The 19,115-nt window shown below is 65.0% G+C and carries 18 protein-coding genes; 8 read left to right on the forward strand and 10 right to left on the reverse strand.

The window, feature by feature from the left end; all coding sequences use genetic code 11:
* Window positions 1-18: 18 nt before the first annotated feature.
* The 4 genes from araD1 to chvE form a co-directional block, all read right to left on the reverse strand.
* Entirely contained in the window at window positions 19-1,014 is a 996-nt protein-coding gene (gene araD1, locus ACZ48C_RS11150) for an AraD1 family protein (protein WP_424547221.1), read from the reverse strand.
* Window positions 1,015-1,141: 127 nt separating this feature from the next.
* Window positions 1,142-2,350, reverse strand: coding sequence for a multiple monosaccharide ABC transporter permease (gene mmsB / locus ACZ48C_RS11155; protein ID WP_464781143.1), 1,209 nt, complete (start codon window positions 2,348-2,350; stop codon window positions 1,142-1,144).
* Window positions 2,350-3,885 carry a multiple monosaccharide ABC transporter ATP-binding protein gene (gene mmsA / locus ACZ48C_RS11160; RefSeq protein WP_464781144.1) on the reverse strand — a complete coding sequence of 512 codons (1,536 nt, stop codon included), beginning with the start codon at window positions 3,883-3,885 and terminating at the stop codon, window positions 2,350-2,352. The genes mmsB and mmsA overlap by 1 nt, the downstream gene beginning before the upstream one ends.
* A gap of 121 nt (window positions 3,886-4,006) precedes the next feature.
* Complete coding sequence (gene chvE / locus ACZ48C_RS11165) at window positions 4,007-5,080, reverse strand: multiple monosaccharide ABC transporter substrate-binding protein (RefSeq protein WP_119256915.1); 1,074 nt, start codon at window positions 5,078-5,080, stop codon at window positions 4,007-4,009.
* 256 nt (window positions 5,081-5,336) lie between these two features.
* Here chvE and ACZ48C_RS11170 point away from each other — a divergent pair, with 256 nt between their 5' ends.
* Entirely contained in the window at window positions 5,337-6,344 is a 1,008-nt protein-coding gene (locus tag ACZ48C_RS11170) for a LysR family transcriptional regulator (protein ID WP_318909707.1), read from the forward strand.
* A gap of 24 nt (window positions 6,345-6,368) precedes the next feature.
* Window positions 6,369-6,851 (forward strand): hypothetical protein, encoded by a 483-nt coding sequence (locus ACZ48C_RS11175; RefSeq protein ID WP_464781145.1) that lies wholly within the window; start codon window positions 6,369-6,371, stop codon window positions 6,849-6,851.
* Here the strand turns inward: ACZ48C_RS11175 and ACZ48C_RS11180 are convergent.
* The 5 genes from ACZ48C_RS11180 to ACZ48C_RS11200 form a co-directional block, all read right to left on the reverse strand.
* Window positions 6,848-7,084 (reverse strand): hypothetical protein, encoded by a 237-nt coding sequence (locus ACZ48C_RS11180; protein WP_318909709.1) that lies wholly within the window; start codon window positions 7,082-7,084, stop codon window positions 6,848-6,850. The two genes, ACZ48C_RS11175 and ACZ48C_RS11180, sit on opposite strands and share 4 nt — an antisense overlap.
* 63 nt (window positions 7,085-7,147) lie before the next feature.
* Window positions 7,148-7,942: a 3-methyl-2-oxobutanoate hydroxymethyltransferase gene (locus tag ACZ48C_RS11185; RefSeq protein ID WP_464781146.1), complete on the reverse strand. Its 795-nt coding sequence runs from the start codon at window positions 7,940-7,942 to the stop codon at window positions 7,148-7,150.
* A gap of 12 nt (window positions 7,943-7,954) precedes the next feature.
* A complete protein-coding gene (locus tag ACZ48C_RS11190; protein ID WP_464781147.1) occupies window positions 7,955-9,178 on the reverse strand; it encodes an NAD(P)/FAD-dependent oxidoreductase in 1,224 nt (407 codons plus the stop codon).
* 53 nt (window positions 9,179-9,231) lie between these two features.
* Window positions 9,232-9,546: a MocE family 2Fe-2S type ferredoxin gene (locus ACZ48C_RS11195; protein ID WP_119256909.1), complete on the reverse strand. Its 315-nt coding sequence runs from the start codon at window positions 9,544-9,546 to the stop codon at window positions 9,232-9,234.
* Between the two features lie 24 nt (window positions 9,547-9,570).
* On the reverse strand, window positions 9,571-10,656 hold the full coding sequence (locus ACZ48C_RS11200; RefSeq protein WP_464781148.1) for a fatty acid desaturase family protein: 1,086 nt from the start codon (window positions 10,654-10,656) through the stop codon (window positions 9,571-9,573).
* 161 nt (window positions 10,657-10,817) lie between these two features.
* Here ACZ48C_RS11200 and ACZ48C_RS11205 point away from each other — a divergent pair, with 161 nt between their 5' ends.
* The 6 genes from ACZ48C_RS11205 to iolG all read left to right on the forward strand — a co-directional run bounded on the left by ACZ48C_RS11205 (window position 10,818) and on the right by iolG (window position 17,802).
* Window positions 10,818-11,849, forward strand: a complete 1,032-nt coding sequence (locus ACZ48C_RS11205; RefSeq protein ID WP_464781149.1) for a LacI family DNA-binding transcriptional regulator — start codon at window positions 10,818-10,820, stop codon at window positions 11,847-11,849.
* A 162-nt stretch (window positions 11,850-12,011) separates the two neighbouring features.
* Window positions 12,012-12,824 (forward strand): TIM barrel protein, encoded by an 813-nt coding sequence (locus ACZ48C_RS11210; protein ID WP_464781150.1) that lies wholly within the window; start codon window positions 12,012-12,014, stop codon window positions 12,822-12,824.
* 254 nt (window positions 12,825-13,078) lie between these two features.
* Window positions 13,079-14,008, forward strand: a complete 930-nt coding sequence (locus ACZ48C_RS11215; RefSeq protein ID WP_119256905.1) for a sugar ABC transporter substrate-binding protein — start codon at window positions 13,079-13,081, stop codon at window positions 14,006-14,008.
* Window positions 14,009-14,111: 103 nt separating this feature from the next.
* Window positions 14,112-15,650: a sugar ABC transporter ATP-binding protein gene (locus ACZ48C_RS11220; protein WP_464781151.1), complete on the forward strand. Its 1,539-nt coding sequence runs from the start codon at window positions 14,112-14,114 to the stop codon at window positions 15,648-15,650.
* A 36-nt stretch (window positions 15,651-15,686) separates the two neighbouring features.
* Window positions 15,687-16,706 carry an ABC transporter permease gene (locus ACZ48C_RS11225; RefSeq protein ID WP_119256903.1) on the forward strand — a complete coding sequence of 340 codons (1,020 nt, stop codon included), beginning with the start codon at window positions 15,687-15,689 and terminating at the stop codon, window positions 16,704-16,706.
* A 103-nt stretch (window positions 16,707-16,809) separates the two neighbouring features.
* Complete coding sequence (gene iolG / locus ACZ48C_RS11230) at window positions 16,810-17,802, forward strand: inositol 2-dehydrogenase (RefSeq protein WP_464781152.1); 993 nt, start codon at window positions 16,810-16,812, stop codon at window positions 17,800-17,802.
* Window positions 17,803-17,875: 73 nt separating this feature from the next.
* Here the strand turns inward: iolG and ACZ48C_RS11235 are convergent, their stop codons facing one another.
* Window positions 17,876-19,096 carry an ROK family transcriptional regulator gene (locus ACZ48C_RS11235; protein ID WP_464781153.1) on the reverse strand — a complete coding sequence of 407 codons (1,221 nt, stop codon included), beginning with the start codon at window positions 19,094-19,096 and terminating at the stop codon, window positions 17,876-17,878.
* Between the last annotated feature and the right edge of the window lie 19 nt (window positions 19,097-19,115).

Here is a 19,115-nt window from a genome sequence, read left to right on the forward strand (position 1 = left end):
ACCGGGCCGCGACCGGAATTACAATTGGCGAATGACGATTTCTTCTTCCGCGGCGACCGCCAGCGGATTACGCAGCGGCAGGCCGAAGCCTTCCGCGCCGATCTCGAACACGTCGCCCTCTTCCGTGCGGATGCCGTCGCCGAAGGACAGCGTCGCCGTGCCGAACATGTGCACATGCACGTCGCCCGGCGAACGGAACAGGCCATACTTGAAATGATGGTATTCGAGATTGGCGAAAGTATGCGACATGTTCGCCTCGCCAGACACGAACGGCTTTTCCCACAGCACCTTGCCGCCGCGCAGGATGCGCGAGAAGCCGCGGATATCGTCCGGCGCCGCGCCGACGCGGATTTCCGGGCCGAAGCTCGCCTGCCGCAGCTTGGAATGGGCGAGGTAGAGATAGTTGATCCGCTCCGTCACATGGTCGGAGAATTCGTTCGACACGGCAAAACCGATGCGGAAGGGCGAACCGTCCGCGGCAATGACGTAGATGCCGGCCATTTCCGGCTCCTCGCCGCCGTCGAGCGCGAAGGAGGGCGAGGTAAGCGCCGCGCCGGGGGCAATGGCCTGCGTGCCGTTGCCCTTGTAGAACCATTCGGGCTGCACGCCCTTTTCGCCGGCCTTCGGCTTGCCGTTCTCGAGGCCCATGCGGAACATCTTCATCGAGTCCGTCAGCGTCTCCTCGGCGGCTTCCGCCGTCTTCTTGTGCATGGAATCGCGCGTGGCGGCGGAGCCGAGATGGGTAAGGCCCGTGCCGGTCAGGTGGAGATGCGCGGCGTCGGGATGGGTGATCGGCGGCAGCAGCCGGCCTTCGGCATAGGCCGCTTCGAGATCGACCTCCTCACCGAGGCCCTTGGCGTCGATGACGGCCTTCAGCGACTTGCCGCCATTGGCAGCTTCCATGGCCAGCGCATGCACGCTCGCCGCGCCCTTCACCGCGCGGCCCTTGCCGCCCTCCTCGCGCACGACCACGGTGATCGAGCCATCGGCATTTCCAACCTGCGATATAAGCATCTTCGTTTCCTTCCTGAAGCCGGCAGCACGCCGCGCTCCGCACGCGCGGCGGACGAACGTCCCCGCTCTGGCCGCGCCGGCGGCCGGTCAAATAAGCTTGCGATGGGGCGGCTGGCCGGTTTCCCGGTCAGCCCTTGTTCTTGTTGTAGACGTCGAAGAACACGGCGGCGAGCAGCACCAGGCCCTTGATGAGCTGCTGGTAGTCGATGCCGATGCCCATGATCGACATGCCGTTGTTCATCACACCCATGATGAAGGCGCCGATCACCGCGCCGGTGATCTTGCCGACGCCGCCCGAGGCCGAGGCGCCGCCGATGAAGCAGGCCGCGATGACGTCGAGCTCGAAGCCGACGCCGGCCTTCGGCGTCGCCGAATTGAGGCGGGCCGCGATGATCATGCCGGCCAGCGCGGCGAGCGCGCCCATGTTGACGAAGGTGTAGAAGGTCAGCCGTTCGGTATTGATGCCGGAGAGCTTGGCCGCCTTCTCGTTGCCGCCCATCGCATAGATGCGCCGGCCGATCGTCGTGCGCGTCGTCACGAACGTATAGAGCGCAATCAGGAGGCCCATGACGACCAGCACGTTCGGCAGGCCGCGATAGGTCGAGAGCTGGAAGCCGAGGAAGATCGCCACGGCCCCGATGACGAGCATCTGGATCGCGAAGAAGGCGAAGGGCTCGTTCTCCGTCTCGTGCAGGGCGTTCATGCGCCGCTCGCGCAGGCCCGCATAGACGGCATAGGCGACGAGCGCCAGCACCGCGATGAGCGCGACATAGTTCTTGACGAGGCTAGTCGCCGGATCGGTGATCGACAGGAAGTCCGGCACGAAGCCCGTGGAGAGGATCTGGAACTCCTTCGGGAACGGGCCGACCGGGCGGCCGCCGAGCACGACATAGGTCATGCCGCGGAAGACGAGCATGCCGGCCAGCGTCACGATGAAGGACGGGATCTTCTGATAGGCGACCCAATAGCCCTGCGCCGCGCCCATGACCGCGCCGACGAGGATGCAAAGCGGCACGACGACGATGGCCGGCAGCCCCCATTTCACCAGCATGATCGCCGATATGGCGCCGATGAAGGCGACGATGGAGCCGACCGACAGGTCGATATGCCCCGCCACGATGATCAGCAGCATGCCCAGCGCCATGATGACGATGAACGAGTTCTGCAGCACCAGGTTGGTGATGTTGACCGGGCGGAAGAGTACGCCGTTGGTGATGACCTGGAAGAAGATCATGATCACGACCAGCGCGACGAGCAGGCCGTATTCGCGGATGTTCTTCCTGAGATAGTCCCCCACCGAAGGCTGGGTTCTCTGGGTCGCGGTGTCGGTGGCCATTAGTGTTTCTCCCCGGAGCGCATGATGGCGCGCATGATGGATTCCTGGCTTGCTTCCGCCTTGGAAAGCTCGGCCACGATGCGTCCTTCGTTCATGACATAGATGCGATCGCAGGTCCCGAGCAGTTCCGGCATCTCCGACGAGATCATCAGGATGCCCTTGCCCTCGGCGGCAAGCTGGTTGATGATGGTATAGATTTCGAACTTCGCACCGACATCGATGCCGCGCGTCGGCTCGTCGAGGATCAGCACGTCAGGATCGGTGAAGAGCCATTTCGACAGCACCACCTTCTGCTGGTTGCCGCCCGAAAGGTTGACTGCTTCCTGATAGATCGAATGCGAGCGGATGCGCAGCTTCTGGCGATAGCCGGAGGCGACCTTGGCCTCCTGGTGCGTATCGATCACCGTCCCCTTGGAAACGCCCTTGAGGTTGGCGAGCGTCGTGTTGTGCATGATGTTGTCGATCAGCACGAGGCCGAGCTGCTTGCGGTCTTCCGTGACATAGGCAAGGCCGGCGTCGATGGCCTTCGGGATCGTGCTCACATCCACGGCCTTGCCGCGCATGGCGACGTCGCCGGTGATCTTGTGGCCCCAGCTCCTGCCGAAGAGGCTCATCGCCGTTTCGGTGCGCCCTGCCCCCATGAGGCCGGCAATGCCGACCACCTCGCCGGCGCGCACCGTGAAGCTCACGTCGTGCAGGAACTGCCGGTCGCGATGGTGCTGGTGGAAGACGTTCCAGTTCTTCACCTCCAGCAGCGTCTCGCCGATCTTCGGCTCGCGCGGCGGGTAGCGGTCTTCCATCTCGCGGCCGACCATGCCCTTGATGATGCGGTCTTCCGAAATGTCCTCGTTGTGGCAGTCCAGCGTTTCCACCGTGCCGCCGTCGCGCAGGATGGTGATCTGGTCGGCGACCTTTTTGATCTCGTTCAGCTTGTGCGAGATGATGATCGAGGTGAGGCCCTGCGTGCGGAATTCCATGAGCAGCTTGAGGAGCGCGTCGGAGTCCTTCTCGTTGAGCGAGGCCGTCGGCTCGTCGAGAATGAGCAGGCGCACCTTCTTCGACAGCGCCTTGGCGATCTCGACGAGTTGCTGCTTGCCGACGCCGATATCGGTGATCAGCGTGCCCGGCGGCTCCCTGAGGCCGACCTTGTCGAGCAGTTCCTGCGTGCGGCGGAACGCCTGCTTCCAGTCGATGATGCCGTTGGTCGCGACCTCGTTGCCGAGGAAGATGTTTTCCGCGATCGACAGGAGCGGCACCAGCGCCAGCTCCTGGTGGATGATGATGATGCCCAGATGCTCGCTGTCGGAGATCGTGGAGAAGCGGCGAACCTCGCCGTCGAAATGGATTTCGCCCTCGTAGGAGCCGGCGGGATAGACGCCGCTCAACACTTTCATGAGGGTGGACTTGCCGGCGCCATTCTCGCCCACGAGGGCATGGATTTCGCCTTCGCGGACCTTCAGGTTGACGTTGTCGAGCGCTTTCACGCCCGGGAACGTCTTCGTGATGCCACGCATTTCCAGAAGGGTCTTGCTCATTTACCAGTTTCCAGCGGCCGTTCGCCACCTCGCGGCGGCGAAAGCGAGCCTATTCGCTCTGCGATCCGGATAAAAGAGGGTTCGCGCGAAACGCGCGAACCCCGGAGAATGTAGGAAGCGATCAGTTCTTGAGCTGGTCGGCCGTGTAGTAGGCCGAGTCCGTGACGAGGATCTTCTCGGCATTGGACTTGTCGACGGCGACCGGCTTCAGCAGATAGGACGGAACGACCTTGACGCCGTTGTCATAGGTCTTGGTGTCGTTCACTTCCGGCTCCTTGCCTTCCAGGATCGCGTTGACCATGCCGACGGTAACCTTGGCGAGTTCGCGCGTGTCCTTGAAGATCGTCGAGTACTGCTCGTCGGCGAGGATCGACTTGACGGAGGGAAGTTCGGCGTCCTGGCCGGTGACGATGGCCATCGGCTGGTCGCCCGAGCCGTAGCCGACGCCCTTCAGGGCCGAGATGATGCCGATGGAAAGACCGTCATAGGGCGAAAGAACGCCATCGACGCGGCCATCGGTGTAGGTCGAGGAGAGCAGGTTCTCCATGCGGGCCTGTGCGACCGCACCGTCCCAGCGCAGCGTGCCGACGGTTTCCATGCCGGTCTGGCCCGACTTGATGACGATGTCGCCCTTGTCGACGAGCGGCTGGATGACCGACATCGCGCCGTCATAGAAGAAGAAGGCGTTGTTGTCGTCCGGCGAACCGCCGAAGAGCTCGACGTTCCACGGCTTGGTGTCCGGGAACTTCGCCTTCAGGCCGTCGACGAGGCTGGTGGCCTGCAGGACGCCGACCTGGAAGTTGTCGAAGGTGGCGTAGTAGTCGACATTGCCCGAATCGCGGATCAGGCGGTCATAGGCGATGACCTTGACGCCGGCATCGGCAGCCTTCTGCAGGATGTCGGAAAGCGTCGTGCCGTCGATGGCGCCGATGACGAGGACCTTGGCGCCCTTGGTGACCATGTTCTCGATCTGGGCGAGCTGGTTCGGAATGTCGTCGTCGGCGAACTGCAGGTCCGGCGTGTAGCCGGCTTCCTTGAACAGCTTTTCCATCGTCTCGCCGTCCGAGATCCAGCGGGTCGAGGTCTTGGTGGGCATGGAGATGCCGACCATGCCCTTGTCCTGGGCGAAGGACGGCGCCACGAACGACGCAACGCTGATGGCAGCGGCGGCGAGAAGCGAAGTGATCATTTTCATTGAAAGGTCTCTCCCTTGTGCGCACTGGCCGTAATTGCAGCCAGGCATTGTTCCATGCGCGGCGGGGTCGCATTCAGGCGACGCCTGGAAACGGCCGGGCAAGAGCCCGCCGATCCCCACTCCCAAGGACCCCAGCGCACATTGGCGCAAGGTCTACCGAATTGCCATAACTGTCAAATGCAATGAGCTTCTAAATCGATATCAAATTTGATATGCAGTGAGCGAAATATATTACTTTTTACCGATCGGAGAAACCATGCGTTTGCACGGCGAGAGCGAGGATCAGTTTTTTGCCGGCGAGAGCTTCGACAACCTGCAGGGCGTGGCGCTGCTGCGCAGCGGCCTGAAGCTCAGCCACCTGCGCATGATCGTCGCCATCGAGGAGCACAAGCAGGTGAGCGCGGCGGCCGATGCGCTCAACATCTCGCAGCCCGCCGCCTCCCGCATGCTGACGGAAATGGAGATGATCCTCAAGGCGCAGCTCTGCGAGCGCGTCTCGCGGGGCGTCGCCCTCACCGCCTTCGGCCGGGCCTTCGCGCGCCGCGCCCGCACCATCCTGCTCGAACTGCGCGAGGTCGACCGCGAGCTTTCGGCGCTGAAATCCGGCACGGGCGGCTCGGTCTTCCTCGGCTCCGTGACGGCGCCGGCCATCAGCCTTGCCGTGCCGGCGATCCAGCAGGTCAGCGCCGCCTATCCCGGCATCGAGGTGAATGTGCGCGTGGAGACCAGCAACGTGCTCGCCCGCGAGCTGCTGGCCGCCCAGCAGGATTTCATCATCGCCCGCGTGCCGGACGACCTCAATCCGCGCCTCTTCAACGTCACGGAGATCGGCATCGAGAAAGCCTGTCTCATCGTCCGCAAGGGACACCCCCTTGCGGACAAGCCGGTCGTCGGCCTTGCCGACCTGCCGCATTACGACTGGGTGTTCCAGCCCTCGGGCACGCTGCTGCGGCGGCGCATCGAGGAGCTGTTCCTCGCCGCCGGCGTGCCGCTTCCCTCCACCGTGGTCAACACTTCGTCCATCCTGCTTACCACCGCCATCGTCTGCGGCTCCAACGCCATTGCGCCGGTAGCCCGCGACATGGCCGACTTCGTCGCCGATGTCGGCGCGCAGGCCGGCGAGATCAGGATCCTCGACACGGATTTCGAGATCGACATCAAGCCCTACAGCCTCATCTCCGTCAAAGGCCGGGCGCTCCCGCCGAGCGCCAAACTGCTCTATGATCTCATCCTGCAACGCAGCCGGATGCTTTCGCCGGACTGATCGATCGGAGAGACCATGTTCGGCATGACCGTTTTCGAATCCGTGCTGGAGCGGCTGCGCGCCGAGGCGCGCGAGGCGGAAGAGGAGATAGCGGAAGAACAAGGCCCCGGCCCTGTCCGTGGGCTGACGTCCGGCTTTGCCGGCCTCGGCGCGACGGGTGCCTTCATGTCCGGCTCGCAGGCCGCCGCCGCCTATCTCGACCTCTACGAGGAGCCTGCCCCGCCGGAGTCGGAGCCGGAGCCGGAAAGTCCGCCGGAAGAACCCGCCCCCGTGCCGGAGCATCTCCTGCGCATCACGCCGGAGGCGGTCGCGGAAGACCTTGCCCTTACCGGCCGCGAGAGCATCGACGACCTCGCCGCGCGCCGCCGCAGCTTCGCGCGCGAAAACCACCCCGACCGTGCGCCGGCCGAGCTTCGCGCCAATGCGACGCTCCGCATGAAGATCGCCAACATGCTGATCGACGAGACGATCCGGCGGATCAATGTGGAAAAGAGCCTCGGCCTCTAGCCTTCGTTCTTCGTTTCGCCGCCCTCGGCCGGCGGCTTGGCGGCCGGATCGGAGGGCTTGAAGAAGAGGATGAGGTTGGCGAAGGCATAGGCGGTCACGATGAGGAAGACCGTGCCCCAGGTCTGCTCGCCATTGTAGAATTCCACGCCGGTCCATGCGGCGCAGACCCCGACCAGAAGCAGCCGCCGCCAGAGCGGACGGTAGAACGGATGGTCGGGATCGATGAATTTCATGAACGTCTCCTCACGCCTTTGCCCGTGTACATAGGCGGTTTTCAGCCGCGAGGAAACCGGCTTTCAACCATCCAGCCGTTCGAGGAAGGCGGCAAGCTCCGCCGCCTCGATGCCGACGAGATGGCCCTTCTCAGGATAGGCGCCGGAGCGCACGTCGTCGGCATATTCGCGGAAGGCGGCGATGCGCTCCTGCTGCAGCCGGTCGTATTCGGCGGCGAAGTTGCGGTAGACCTTGGCATGGCGCGGATAGTGGCCGCGGTTCTGGCCGAGCACGTCCTCGGCGAAGAGATATTGCGCGTCGCAGCCGGTGCCCGCGCCCATGGAGAGCATGACGAGCGACGTCTTCGCGCTGATCGCGGCGGCGACCTCGCCCGGCACGACCTCGATCTCGGCCGCGAAGGCCCCCGCCTCCTCCAGCGCCTTGACCTGCCGGAAGATCTCCAGTGCGCTCTCCGCCGTCTTGCCGACGGCGCGGAAACCGCCCGTCCACGTCGCCTTGGAGGGGATGAGGCCGACATGGCCGCAGACCGGGATGCCCTCCTCGCGCAACCGCCGCACGGTCGAAAGGCCGGCCGCGCAATAGACGGCATCGCCGCCCGCCTTCATCGCCTGGAAGGCGCCGCGTAGGTAATCGTCGGCGGTGACGAAGTCGCCATATTCGAGGCCCGGAAAGGCAAAGACCGTCGGCGCGGCCTCGCGGAAGGCCGGGCCCAGCAGGGCGGGCGGCACGGAGACGAGGTCGATGCCCGCCTGCTCGGCGGCCTCCGCCTCCTCCAGCGTCACGACGCGCAGCATGGTGAGCTGGCGCTTGCCCTTCATGGCCTGGAGGTCGGCGACGGTCGGTCTCTTGGTCTTCACGGGGTGGTCTCCTCAGGCGGCGAGCAGTTTCTTGAGCTTGGTTTCCGGCGCGGCGAGCTCCGCCGGGTCGGGATGGATGCGGGCGGCGATCAGCATTTCAGCAAGGCGGATGTCGCGGGCGACCGCATTGCCCGGCCCGATGCCGCTCGCCGCGATCAGCCGGCCCTCGCCGTCGAGATGGAAGAGGATGAAAGCCCCCTCGCCCATCTCGCGCCGCACCGTCGTCACCGTCCCGTCGGCAAGGCCGGCGATCTGGAGCGTCATGTCGTACTGGTCCGACCAGAACCACGGCACGGCCGAATGGACCTCCGCGCCGCCCAGCATGTTGGCGGCGGCAAGCTGACCCTGCTCCTGCGCGTTGCGCCAGGATTCGAGGCGGATGCGGCGATCACCGTAAAGGGGAAGCGGATAAGACGTGCAGTCTCCCGCAGCAAAAATGTCGGGATCGGAGGTGCGCAGATGGCCGTCGACGGCAATGCCGTTGTCGACAGCGAGGCCGGAGGCCTCCGCCAATTCCGTGTTCGGCACCGCGCCGATGCCGACAACGAGGAGGCTTGCCGAAACGACGCGGCCATCCTCCAGCGCGATACGCACCTCGCCCGGCAGGTCCTCGATCCCCGTGACCTTCGCGCCGCAGAGGATCTCCACGCCTTCGGCCATGTGCCGGTTGGCGACGATCTCGGCGATCTCTGGCGGCACGCCCCGCGTCAGCACGCGCGGCAGGCCCTCGACCAGCGTGACCGAGGCGCCGAGCTTGCGGGCGCTCGCGGCAAGCTCCAGCCCGATGAAGCCGCCGCCGAGAATGGCGACGTGGCTGCCCTCCACCAGATGCGTGCGGATGCGGGCCGCATCGTCATGGCTGCGCAGCGCCGCGATGCGGCCGCCGTGGTTCGTGCCCGGCAGGGCGCGCGGGCGCGCGCCAGTGGCAAGCAGCAGCCTGTCATAGGGAACGACGGTGCCGTCCCCCAGCACGACGTGCCGTGCGGTGCGGTCGATCTTGGACACCGTGCGGCCGAGCAGAAGGTCGATGCCGGCCTCGACATAGCGTTCCGCCTGCGCGACAAGCTTCGGGGCGGCGCCCGCGACCAGCGCCTCCTTGGAGAGCGGCGGGCGCTCATAAGGCAGATGGGTTTCGCTGCCGATCAGGGTGATCGCGCCGTCGAAGCCCTTTTCGCGCAGCGCGAAGGCGGCGCGTGCGCCGCATTCGCCGGCACCGACGATGACGAAGCTCATCATGGCGATATCCTCTATCTCTTTGTTTTTACGCAATTCCGGACGCAAAACCGCTGCTAGAGACCGATAAAGACGGTGCCGCCCTCGACCTTGACCGGATAGGTCTTGAGGTCGATGCAGACCGGCGCGCCCAGCGCCTCGCCGCTCTTGTAATTGAAGCGGCCGTTGTGCTTGGGACATTCGATGACGTGGTCCATCACGAGGCCGTCGGCGAGGTGGATCTTCTCGTGCGTGCAGAGCCCGTCCGTCGCGTGATAGGTGTCTTCCGGGCTGCGGTAGATCGCGAAGGTCCGGCCCGCATGGTCGAAGCGGATGACGTCCTCCTCGTCGATCTCGTCCGCCGCGCAGACCTCGATCCAGGTGTCGCTCATGGTCTCTCCTCCAGTGACTGTTGGTTATTCGGCGGCCGCGATGGCGGGTTCCGCGTGGAATTCTTCCTTGTAGGGCCGCGCCGTCGGCGGCAGCTCGCGCTTCAGGAAGTAGTCCTCGTTGCGAAGCTGGCGCAGGAAGGCCGGGATCATCTCCCTGTAGCCGTGCCACATCGACGGGTTCGGTTCCGGCAGGTCGTGCCTGATCATGGCGTGCAGCCTCGGCAGCGCATGGTAGGGCACCATCGGGAACATGTGATGCTCCACATGGTAGTTCATGTTCCAGTAGATGAAGCGGCTGACCGGGTTCATGTAGACCGTGCGGCTGTTGAGCCGGTGGTCGATGACATTGTCGGCAAGGCCGCCGTGCTGCAGCAGGCCCGTCAGCACATGGTGCCAGGCGCCGTAGAGCCGCGGCAGGCCGATCAGCATGGCCGGCAGGATCGAGCCGAAGGCAAAGCAGGCGGCGATGGTGGCGACATAGATCGCAAGCCAGATGCGGGCGATGCGGATCGCCTTCGGCTGCTCGGATTCGGGGATGAAGGTCTTTTCGGCGGCGCTCATCCTGCCTGCCGCATTGCGCAGCATGTCGATGACGGCATACCAGGCATCGAGCAGGCCGAAGAAGTTCAGCACGAGGCGCGCAAGATCCGGCGGGCGCATGACGGCGATTTCCGGGTCGCGACCGACGATCACCGTATCCGTATGGTGGCGCGTATGGCTCCAGCGCCAGGTCACCGGGTTGCGCATGATCATGAAGCAGGCGATCTGGTAGACCGCATTGTTCATCCACATCGTCTTGAAGGCCGTGCCGTGGCCGCATTCGTGCCAGCGGCTGTCGGAGGCCGAGCCGTAGAGCACGCCATAGACGAGGAAGAACGGCACGCAGGCCCAGGTTCCCCAGAACCATGCGCCCAGCCCGCCCGAAACGACGAGACAGCCGAGCCAGATCGCGGTGTCGCGGATCGCCGGGGCATCGCTGCGCTGCATCAGCGCCTTCATCTCCTTGCGGGGGATTTCGGTGTGGTACCATTCGGCCGCGGCCAGACCGTTGGCAACGGCGGCCTCGGCATCGCGGCCAAGAAGGCTGTAGTCCCGCTTCGTCGGCTTCATCGCTCGTCTCCTCCTTGAGGGGGCGTTTCCGCTCCACGCCTCTCCAGTGATCGAACGATAGCGCCGCTCCTTGCGTCTCTCAATCCTGCCATGATAGAATGCATCAAATTCCATCATCCGCTATCATTCGTCCTTGATGGAAAGATTTCAGGGAGGGGAAAATGGCATCGAGACCCACCATCTCGGATCTCGCCCGGGCCGCCGGCGTCAGCGTCGCGACGGTCGACCGGGTGCTCAACGGCCGCCACAAGGTCCGCGAGGAGACGGCGCGCCGGGTCTACGAGGCGGCCAATGCGATCGGCTACCATGCCATCGGCCTCATCCGGCAGCGCGTCTTCGAGGACCTGCCGCAATACCGGCTCGGCTTCAGCCTGCAGCGCCCGAGCCAGGCCTTCTACCAGAACTTCGCCCGCGAGATCGAAATCGCCTGCAATGCCTGCACGACCGCCCGCATCGTCCCGCAGGTCGACTTCATCAACGCGCAGACCCCGGCGGCGATGACGGAGATGCTGCGCCAGCTTTCCGCGCGCAACCAGGCGCTCGCCGTCGTCGCGCCGGACTATCCGGCGACGACCGCCATGGTGGAGGAACTGAAAGACCGCGGCCTTCCGCTGTTCTGCCTGCTCTCCGACTTCGCCATGGACGTGCGGCAGGGCTATATCGGCCTCAACAACATGAAGGTCGGGCGCACGGCGGCCTGGATGATCGCCAGGGGCGCGAAACGGCCGGGCAAGGTGGCGATCTTCGTCGGCAGCCACCGCTTCCACGGCCACGAGCTGCGCGAGATGGGCTTCCGCTCCTTCTTCCGCGAGAAGGGCCAGGATTTCGAGGTGCTGGACACGCTGGTCAATCTCGATACCAGCGAGATCACCCACGAGGCGACGGCGAACCTTCTCGCCCAGCACCCCGACCTCGTCGGCCTCTATGTCGCCGGCGGCGGCATGGAGGGCGCGATCTCGGCGATCCGCGAGGAAGGTTACGCCGGACGGATCCAGCTCATCGTCAACGAGCTGACGCCCGAATCGAAGGCCGGCCTTGCCGACGACGTCGTCACCATGGCGATCAACACCCCGCTACCGGCCCTCTGCCGCGAGCTCGTCTCGCTGATGGTCACGGCCATCGAGAAGGGCGGAAACGCCGTTCCGGGGCAGACCTTCCTGCCCTTCGACATCCTCCTGCCGGAAAATATCTGAGCTGGGATGATGGTTTTCCATCACGCCCTCGGCCAAATCTCTCAGCGATGAAGGCGCTCGCCGCGCCTTGGGCTTTGACGCCCGTCAAGTGCGTCCCGATCCTCATGCGTGCATGCGAGGCCGCCCTGTCGGCGACCTCGAAGACCGGAGGACACCCATTCCATGCCGCCCCTTGATTTCGCCCTCAACCACATGACGGCCCCCGGCCTCAAGCTGGACGCCTTCTTCGCCCTTGCCGTCTCCCTCGGCATGAAGGCGGTGGAGATTCGCAACGACCTCGACGGCAACGCCATCCTCGACGGCACGACGCCGGCCGAGGTGAAGGCCCTCGCCGAGCGCCACGGCGTCACGATCATCTCGATCAACGCGCTTCAGCGCTTCAACGAATGGACGCCCGCCCGCGCCGCCGAGGCGAAGGACCTCATCGACTATGCCAGCGCCTGCGGCGCCCGCGCGCTGGTGCTCGTGCCGAAGAACGACGGCACCGGCCAAGCCGACGGCGAGCGGCAGGAAAACCTGCGCACAGCGCTGACGGCCCTGAAGCCCCTGCTCGACGCCGCCGGCATCGTCGGCCTCGTCGAGCCGCTCGGCTTCGAGATCTGCTCGCTGCGCTCCAAGCGCGAGGCGGCCGAGGCGATCCGCGCCGTCGGCGGCGAAGCGACGTTCCGCCTGGTGCACGACACGTTCCACCACCACCTTGCCGGCGAGCCCGATCTCTTCGCCGGCCTCACCGGCCTCGTGCACATTTCCGGCGTCGAGGACCCTGCGGTCTCCGTTTCCGACATGCGCGACGGCCACCGCGTCCTCGTCGGCCCGAAGGATCGCCTCGACAATGCCGGCCAGATCAAGGCTCTGCTGGCCGCCGGCTATGCCGGGCCGCTCTCCTTCGAGCCCTTCTCGCCTTCCGTTCACGACGTCGTGGACCCGAAGGCCGCCGTTGCCGAAAGCGTCGCTTTCCTACGCGCAAATATCTGAAAAGCCTCATGCCGGTGGCCCCTGCCGCCGGCATTTTCCCCAGGACCCGGGCCTTGCCTTATCGCAAAAATGGAACGGGCTTGACGTCCCGGGCAGAAAATGGAATAAACATTCCGCAATACGGAATTCGCGGTTTGTTTATTCTGTTTTGGCCTTTTGCATCCCGGGAGGAGCAAGGGGCGAGCCGTCCCGCAAGGGCGGTCATCCGGTTGATCTGTGGTGCCGCCGGACACCATGTTGAGGAGGAGAACAACATGAAAAAATTCATTCTTGGTTCGGCGCTCGCCGTCATGATGTCCACGGCCGCCCATGCCGAAACGATCGGCGTTTCCATGGCGCTGTTCGACGACAACTTCCTGACCGTCCTGCGCAACGGCATGTCCGACTATGCCAAGACGCTTGACGGCGTCGAACTGCAGATCGAGGACGCCCAGAACGACGTCGCCAAGCAGCAGAGCCAGGTCCAGAACTTCATCGCCTCGGGCGTCAGCGCCATCATCGTGAACCCGGTCGATACCGACGCGACCGCCGCACTCTCCAAGGCCGCCGCCGATGCCGGCATTCCGCTGGTCTATGTCAACCGCGAGCCGGCCAACATCAACGAACTGCCGGAAAAGCAGGCCTTCGTCGCCTCCAACGAGCAGGAATCCGGCACGCTGGAAACCAAGGAAGTCTGCCGCCTGCTGAACGGCAAGGGCAAGGTCGTCGTCATGATGGGCGAGCTTTCCAACCAGGCCGCCCGCATGCGCACGCAGGACGTCAAGGACGTCATCGCCACCGACGAATGCAAGGGCCTCGAGATCGTCGAGGAGCAGACCGCCAACTGGTCGCGCACGCAGGGCTCGGACCTGATGACCAACTGGCTCTCCGCCGGCGTGGAATTCGATGCCGTCATCTCCAACAATGACGAAATGGCCATCGGCGCGATCCAGGCCCTGAAGGCCGCCGGCCGCTCGATGGACAGCGTCGTCGTCGCCGGTGTCGACGCCACGCAGGACGCGCTCGCCGCCATGGCTGCCGGCGACCTCGACGCCACCGTGTTCCAGGATGCCGCCGGCCAGGGCAAGGGCTCGGTCGACGCCGCGCTGAAGCTCGCCAAGGGCGAGAAGGTGGATACCAAGGTCTATATCCCCTTCCAGCTGGTGACCCCGGCGAACATCGCCGACTTCCAGGCGAAGAACTGACCGGCTCGCCGGCAAACGAAAACCGATTAGACTGCCATGGACGCGCGCACGCCTGCGTGCGCGCGTCCGACCCGTTTCAGGTGCTCCGGGAGGGAGGAACACGATGGTCAGTCCGACCACCATGGCCGCGGTTCGTGCAAGCGGCGCCATTCCGAATGCAGACTATCTTCTGTCCGCGGAAGGCATCCGCAAGGAATTCCCCGGCGTCGTCGCGCTCGACGATGTCCAGTTCAAGCTGAAGCGCGGCACCGTGCATGCCCTGATGGGCGAGAACGGAGCCGGCAAGTCCACCCTGATGAAGATCCTCGCCGGTATCTACACGCCCGACCAGGGCGAGGTGCTGCTGAAGGGCCAGAAGATCCGGCTCGCATCGCCGCTCGACGCGCTGGAGAACGGCATCGCCATGATCCATCAGGAACTGAACCTGATGCCCTTCATGACGGTCGCCGAGAACATCTGGATCCGCCGCGAGCCGAAGAACCGCTTCGGCTTCGTCGATCACGGCGAGATGCATCGCAAGACGGCCGAGCTCTTCAAGCGCCTCAACATCGCGATGGACCCGGAAACGCAGGTGCGCGACCTCTCCGTCGCCAACCGCCAGATGGTCGAGATCGCGAAAGCCGTCTCCTACGAGAGCGACGTCCTCATCATGGACGAGCCGACCTCGGCCCTGACGGAACGCGAGGTGGAGCATCTCTTCACCATCATCCGCGACCTGCGCTCGCAGGGCATCGGCATCGTCTACATCACCCACAAGATGAACGAGCTGTTCGAGATCGCCGACGAATTCTCGGTGTTCCGCGACGGCAAGTATATCGGCACCCACGCCTCGACCGACGTGACGCGCGACGACATCATCCGCATGATGGTCGGCCGCGAGATCACCCAGATGTTCCCGAAGGAGGAAGTGCCGATCGGCGACGTCGTCCTGTCGGTGAAGAACCTCACCCTCAAGGGCGTCTTCCACGACGTTTCCTTCGACGTGCGCGCCGGTGAAATCCTCGGCCTTGCCGGCCTCGTCGGCTCGGGCCGCTCGAATGTCGCAGAGACGATCTTCGGCGTGACGCCCGCCACCTCCGGCACGATCTCGATCAATGGCAAGGAAGTCGCGATCGACAGCCCGAACACGGCGATCCGCCACCGCATGGCGTTCCTGACGGAAGACCGCAAGGACACCGGCTGTCTCCTGATCCTCGATATCCTGGAAAACATGCAGATCGCCGTGCTGCAGGACAAGTTCGTCAAGAACGGCTTCGTTCAGGAAGGCGCGCTGAGCAAGGTCTGCGAGGAGATGAGCCGGAAGCTGCGCGTCAAGACGCCGAACCTTTCCGAAAGGATCGAGAACCTTTCGGGCGGCAACCAGCAGAAGGTGCTGATCGGCCGCTGGCTGCTCACCAATCCGCGCATCCTCATCCTCGACGAGCCGACGCGCGGCATCGATGTCGGCGCGAAGGCGGAAATCCACCGCTTCGTCACGGAACTCGCTCGCGACGGCGTCGCCGTCGTCATGATCTCGTCGGAAATGCCGGAAGTGCTCGGCATGAGCGACCGCGTCATGGTCATGCACGAGGGCCGCGTCACCGGCATCCTCGACCGCGCCGAGGCGACGCAGGTCAGGGTGATGGAACTGGCGGCCCAATAAGTTCAGGGCCGCCGAGCGGCCGCAAGGGAGGTAATCATGAGCACGAATTCCGCAGCACAGGCCCAGGTCGCCGCGCAGAAATCTGCCCGCCGGCTGCCGCCGGAACTCAACATCTTTCTCGTCCTCGTCGGCATCGCGCTGGTCTACGAGATCCTCGGCTGGATCTTCGTCGGCCAGAGCTTCCTGATGAACTCGCAGCGCCTGACGATCATCATCCTGCAGGTCTCGGTCATCGGCATCATCGCCGTCGGGGTGACGCAGGTCATCATCACGGGCGGCATCGACCTGTCGTCCGGCTCGGTGGTCGGCATGACGGCGATGTTCACCGCCTCGCTCGCCCAGGCCTCGACATGGCCGCGCGCGCTCTATCCCTCGCTGACCGACCTTCCGGTCATCGTGCCGGTTGCCGTCGGCATCGGCGTCGGCCTGCTGGCCGGCATCGTCAACGGCCAGCTCATCGCCAAGACCAAGATCCCGCCCTTCATCGCCACACTCGGCATGATGGTGTCCGCCCGCGGCATTTCCAAGTGGTACACCAAGGGCCAGCCGGTCTCCGGCCTCACCGAGCAGTTCAACTTCATCGGCACCGGCATCTGGCCCGTCGTGATCTTCCTCGTCGTCGCGGTGATCTTCCACATCGCGCTGCGCTACACCCGCTACGGCAAGTTCACCTATGCCATCGGCGCGAACGTGCAGGCCGCCCGCGTCTCCGGTATCAACGTCGAATCCCATCTGGTGAAGGTCTATGCCATCGCCGGGGCGCTTGCCGGTCTTGCCGGCGTCGTCACCGCGGCAAGAGCCCAGACCGCGCAGGCCGGCATGGGCGTGATGTACGAACTCGACGCCATCGCCGCGACTGTCATCGGCGGTACTTCGCTTGCCGGCGGCGTCGGCCGCATCACCGGCACGGTCATCGGCACCGTCATCCTCGGCGTCATGACATCGGGCTTTACCTTCCTGCGCGTCGATGCTTTCTACCAGGAGATCGTCAAGGGCGTGATCATCGTGGCCGCCGTCGTCGTCGACGTCTACCGCCAGAAGAAGCGCAAGGTCTGATCCCAATCTCCGCGGCCCCGGCCGCGGGGCGCCTTCGCGGGGCGAGCGCATCGCCCCGTCCCTCCCCGCCGGCGCGGCCGGCAGTACACCAGAGAGAATGAAGATGACTGTGAGATTTGGTCTTCTCGGCGCAGGCCGTATCGGCAAGGTCCACGCCAAGGCCGTGACCGGCAATCCCGATGCCGTGCTCGTCGCCGTCGCCGATGCCTTTCCCGCCGCTGCCGACGCCATCGCCAAGCAGTATGGCTGCGAGGTCCGCACCATCGAGGCGATCGAAGCCGCCAAGGACATCGACGCCGTCGTGATCTGCACGCCGACCGACACCCATGCCGATCTCATCGAGCGCTTCTCCCGCGCCGGCAAGGCCATCTTCTGCGAAAAGCCGATCGACCTCGACGTCGATCGCGTCCGCGCCTGCATGAAGGTCGTGGACGAGACCAAGGGCAAGCTGATGGTCGGCTTCAACCGCCGCTTCGACCCGCATTTCATGGCCGTCCGCAAGGCCATCGACGACGGCAAGATCGGCGATGTCGAGATGGTGACGATCACCTCGCGCGACCCCGGCGCCCCGCCGGTCGACTATATCAAGCGCTCCGGCGGCATCTTCCGCGACATGACCATCCACGACTTCGACATGGCCCGCTTCCTGCTGGGCGAAGAGGTCGCCTCGGTCTCGGCAACGGCTGCCGTGCTGGTCGATCCGGAAATCGGCAAGGCCGGCGACTATGACAGCGTCTCCGTCATCCTGCAGACGAAGTCCGGCAAGCAGGCGATCATCTCCAACTCCCGCCGCGCCACCTACGGCTACGACCAGCGCATCGAGGTGCACGGCTCCAAGGGCGTCGTCTCCGCCGAGAACCAGCGCCCGGTCTCCATCGAGATCGCCAATGGCGATGGCTACACCCGCCCGCCGCTGCACGATTTCTTCATGACCCGCTACACCGAGGCCTATGCCAACGAGATCGCGGCCTTCATCGCCGCCATCGAGAAGGGCGCCGCCATCTCGCCCTCCGGCGCCGACGGCCTCGCCGCCCTCGCGTTGGCCGATGCAGCCGTGAAGTCGGTGGAAGAAAAGCGCCAGATCTCCGTCGCCTGACGGAAGACGACTCCCAGGACACCTGACCGGGCGGTTCCATCGCCCGGTCTTTTTGCGTCCGGCGGGCGCGCCCTTAATCCCCGCTCGTCCGGGCCGCGATGATATCGTGATCCATCTCCGCCAATGCCCGGTCGAGATGGCCCTCCAGCACCAGCGTCGCCTCCTCCGGCACGACGGTGATCGGCGGCGCGCCGAAGAGGCGGACTTGCTGCGACTGCGCCAGCCCCTCCTCGAGGCCACGCCGCATGAGATCGAAATAGCGCGTGCCGGGGCCGGTGATGGCGATGGGCATACTCTCGTGGAGGCTGACCATGCGCGACAGCCCCTGCCCCAGCGCAAGGCCGGCCTGGCGGAAGGCATATTCCGACATGCGATGCCCCTGCCGGGCCCGAAGCGCGATCTTGTCCATCTCGGCCAGCGGCACGAACTTGGCGGGAATCGTATCCGGCGGCACCTCGAAGGCCGTGCGCAGGATGCCGTAGAAGCCGGCGGAAGCCTCGATGCATCCCTGCGAGCCGCAGCGGCACAGCTTGCCGTCCGACGAATTCAGCATGTGCCCGAAATTCGGCGCGGTCACCGACAGTTCGCCGGAGCGGTCGAACCGCGCGATGCCGAGGCCGATGCTGTGGCCGAGCGACAGCGCAGCGACGGAATGCAGGTTTTCCATGCCGGCCCGCTCCATGCGTAGCGCCATGGCATGCGCGACGAGCAGCGTCTCGTTGCTGAGCAGGATCTTCGCCCGCCAGTGCGGCTGGAGCAGCGCGGCGAAATCCACCTGCCGCGAACCGAAGATCGGCGACCAGACGAGCCGCGCAAGCGCCGGATCGACGAGCCCCTTGCTGCTGATCGAAACGACGAGCACGTCTTCCCGCGCGATCCGCGACCGGCTCGCAAGCTTCTCCAGCGCCGCCACGAAGGCTGCCGCAAAGGGCTCCGTCGAGCTGTCCGCATGGTTACGCGCTTCCTCGAACCGGTCGATCAGCGTGCCGCCATAGTCAGCCAGCGAATATTGCACGACGTCGGAGGAAATGCGCACCGCGATGAGATAGCCGGCCGCGCGCCGCTGGCCGAAGATGACGCGAGGCCGCCCGCGCATTGCGGTCGCCTGCTGCTCGCGCCGCTCCAGCACATCGGCCTTTTCAAGCTCCGCCGTGATAGCCGAGACGGTCGCCGAGGCAAGACCGGTATGCTGGGAAATATCGGTATGGGCGAGCGGCCCATGCCGGCGCAGGGAGGCGAGCACGAGCGCACTGTTCTGCTGACGCACAAGCTCCGTGCTCGACTTCACCAGCATCGCCTGTTTCCGCCCGCTT

It is taken from the genome of Shinella sp. 1A1 (assembly GCF_055379515.1).

Coding starts and splice junctions, on each gene's coding strand:
- ACZ48C_RS11180 (WP_318909709.1), bottom strand. CDS start 7,084: ATGAAATTCATCGATCCCGACCATCCGTTCTACCGTCCGCTCTGGCGG.
- ACZ48C_RS11175 (WP_464781145.1), top strand. CDS start 6,369: ATGACCGTTTTCGAATCCGTGCTGGAGCGGCTGCGCGCCGAGGCGCGC.
- ACZ48C_RS11235 (WP_464781153.1), bottom strand. CDS start 19,096: ATGCTGGTGAAGTCGAGCACGGAGCTTGTGCGTCAGCAGAACAGTGCG.
- ACZ48C_RS11170 (WP_318909707.1), top strand. CDS start 5,337: ATGCGTTTGCACGGCGAGAGCGAGGATCAGTTTTTTGCCGGCGAGAGC.
- iolG (WP_464781152.1), top strand. CDS start 16,810: ATGACTGTGAGATTTGGTCTTCTCGGCGCAGGCCGTATCGGCAAGGTC.
- ACZ48C_RS11210 (WP_464781150.1), top strand. CDS start 12,012: ATGCCGCCCCTTGATTTCGCCCTCAACCACATGACGGCCCCCGGCCTC.
- ACZ48C_RS11195 (WP_119256909.1), bottom strand. CDS start 9,546: ATGAGCGACACCTGGATCGAGGTCTGCGCGGCGGACGAGATCGACGAG.
- ACZ48C_RS11220 (WP_464781151.1), top strand. CDS start 14,112: ATGGTCAGTCCGACCACCATGGCCGCGGTTCGTGCAAGCGGCGCCATT.
- ACZ48C_RS11205 (WP_464781149.1), top strand. CDS start 10,818: ATGGCATCGAGACCCACCATCTCGGATCTCGCCCGGGCCGCCGGCGTC.
- ACZ48C_RS11215 (WP_119256905.1), top strand. CDS start 13,079: ATGAAAAAATTCATTCTTGGTTCGGCGCTCGCCGTCATGATGTCCACG.
- ACZ48C_RS11225 (WP_119256903.1), top strand. CDS start 15,687: ATGAGCACGAATTCCGCAGCACAGGCCCAGGTCGCCGCGCAGAAATCT.
- ACZ48C_RS11200 (WP_464781148.1), bottom strand. CDS start 10,656: ATGAAGCCGACGAAGCGGGACTACAGCCTTCTTGGCCGCGATGCCGAG.
- mmsA (WP_464781144.1), bottom strand. CDS start 3,885: ATGAGCAAGACCCTTCTGGAAATGCGTGGCATCACGAAGACGTTCCCG.
- araD1 (WP_424547221.1), bottom strand. CDS start 1,014: ATGCTTATATCGCAGGTTGGAAATGCCGATGGCTCGATCACCGTGGTC.
- mmsB (WP_464781143.1), bottom strand. CDS start 2,350: ATGGCCACCGACACCGCGACCCAGAGAACCCAGCCTTCGGTGGGGGAC.
- chvE (WP_119256915.1), bottom strand. CDS start 5,080: ATGAAAATGATCACTTCGCTTCTCGCCGCCGCTGCCATCAGCGTTGCG.
- ACZ48C_RS11190 (WP_464781147.1), bottom strand. CDS start 9,178: ATGATGAGCTTCGTCATCGTCGGTGCCGGCGAATGCGGCGCACGCGCC.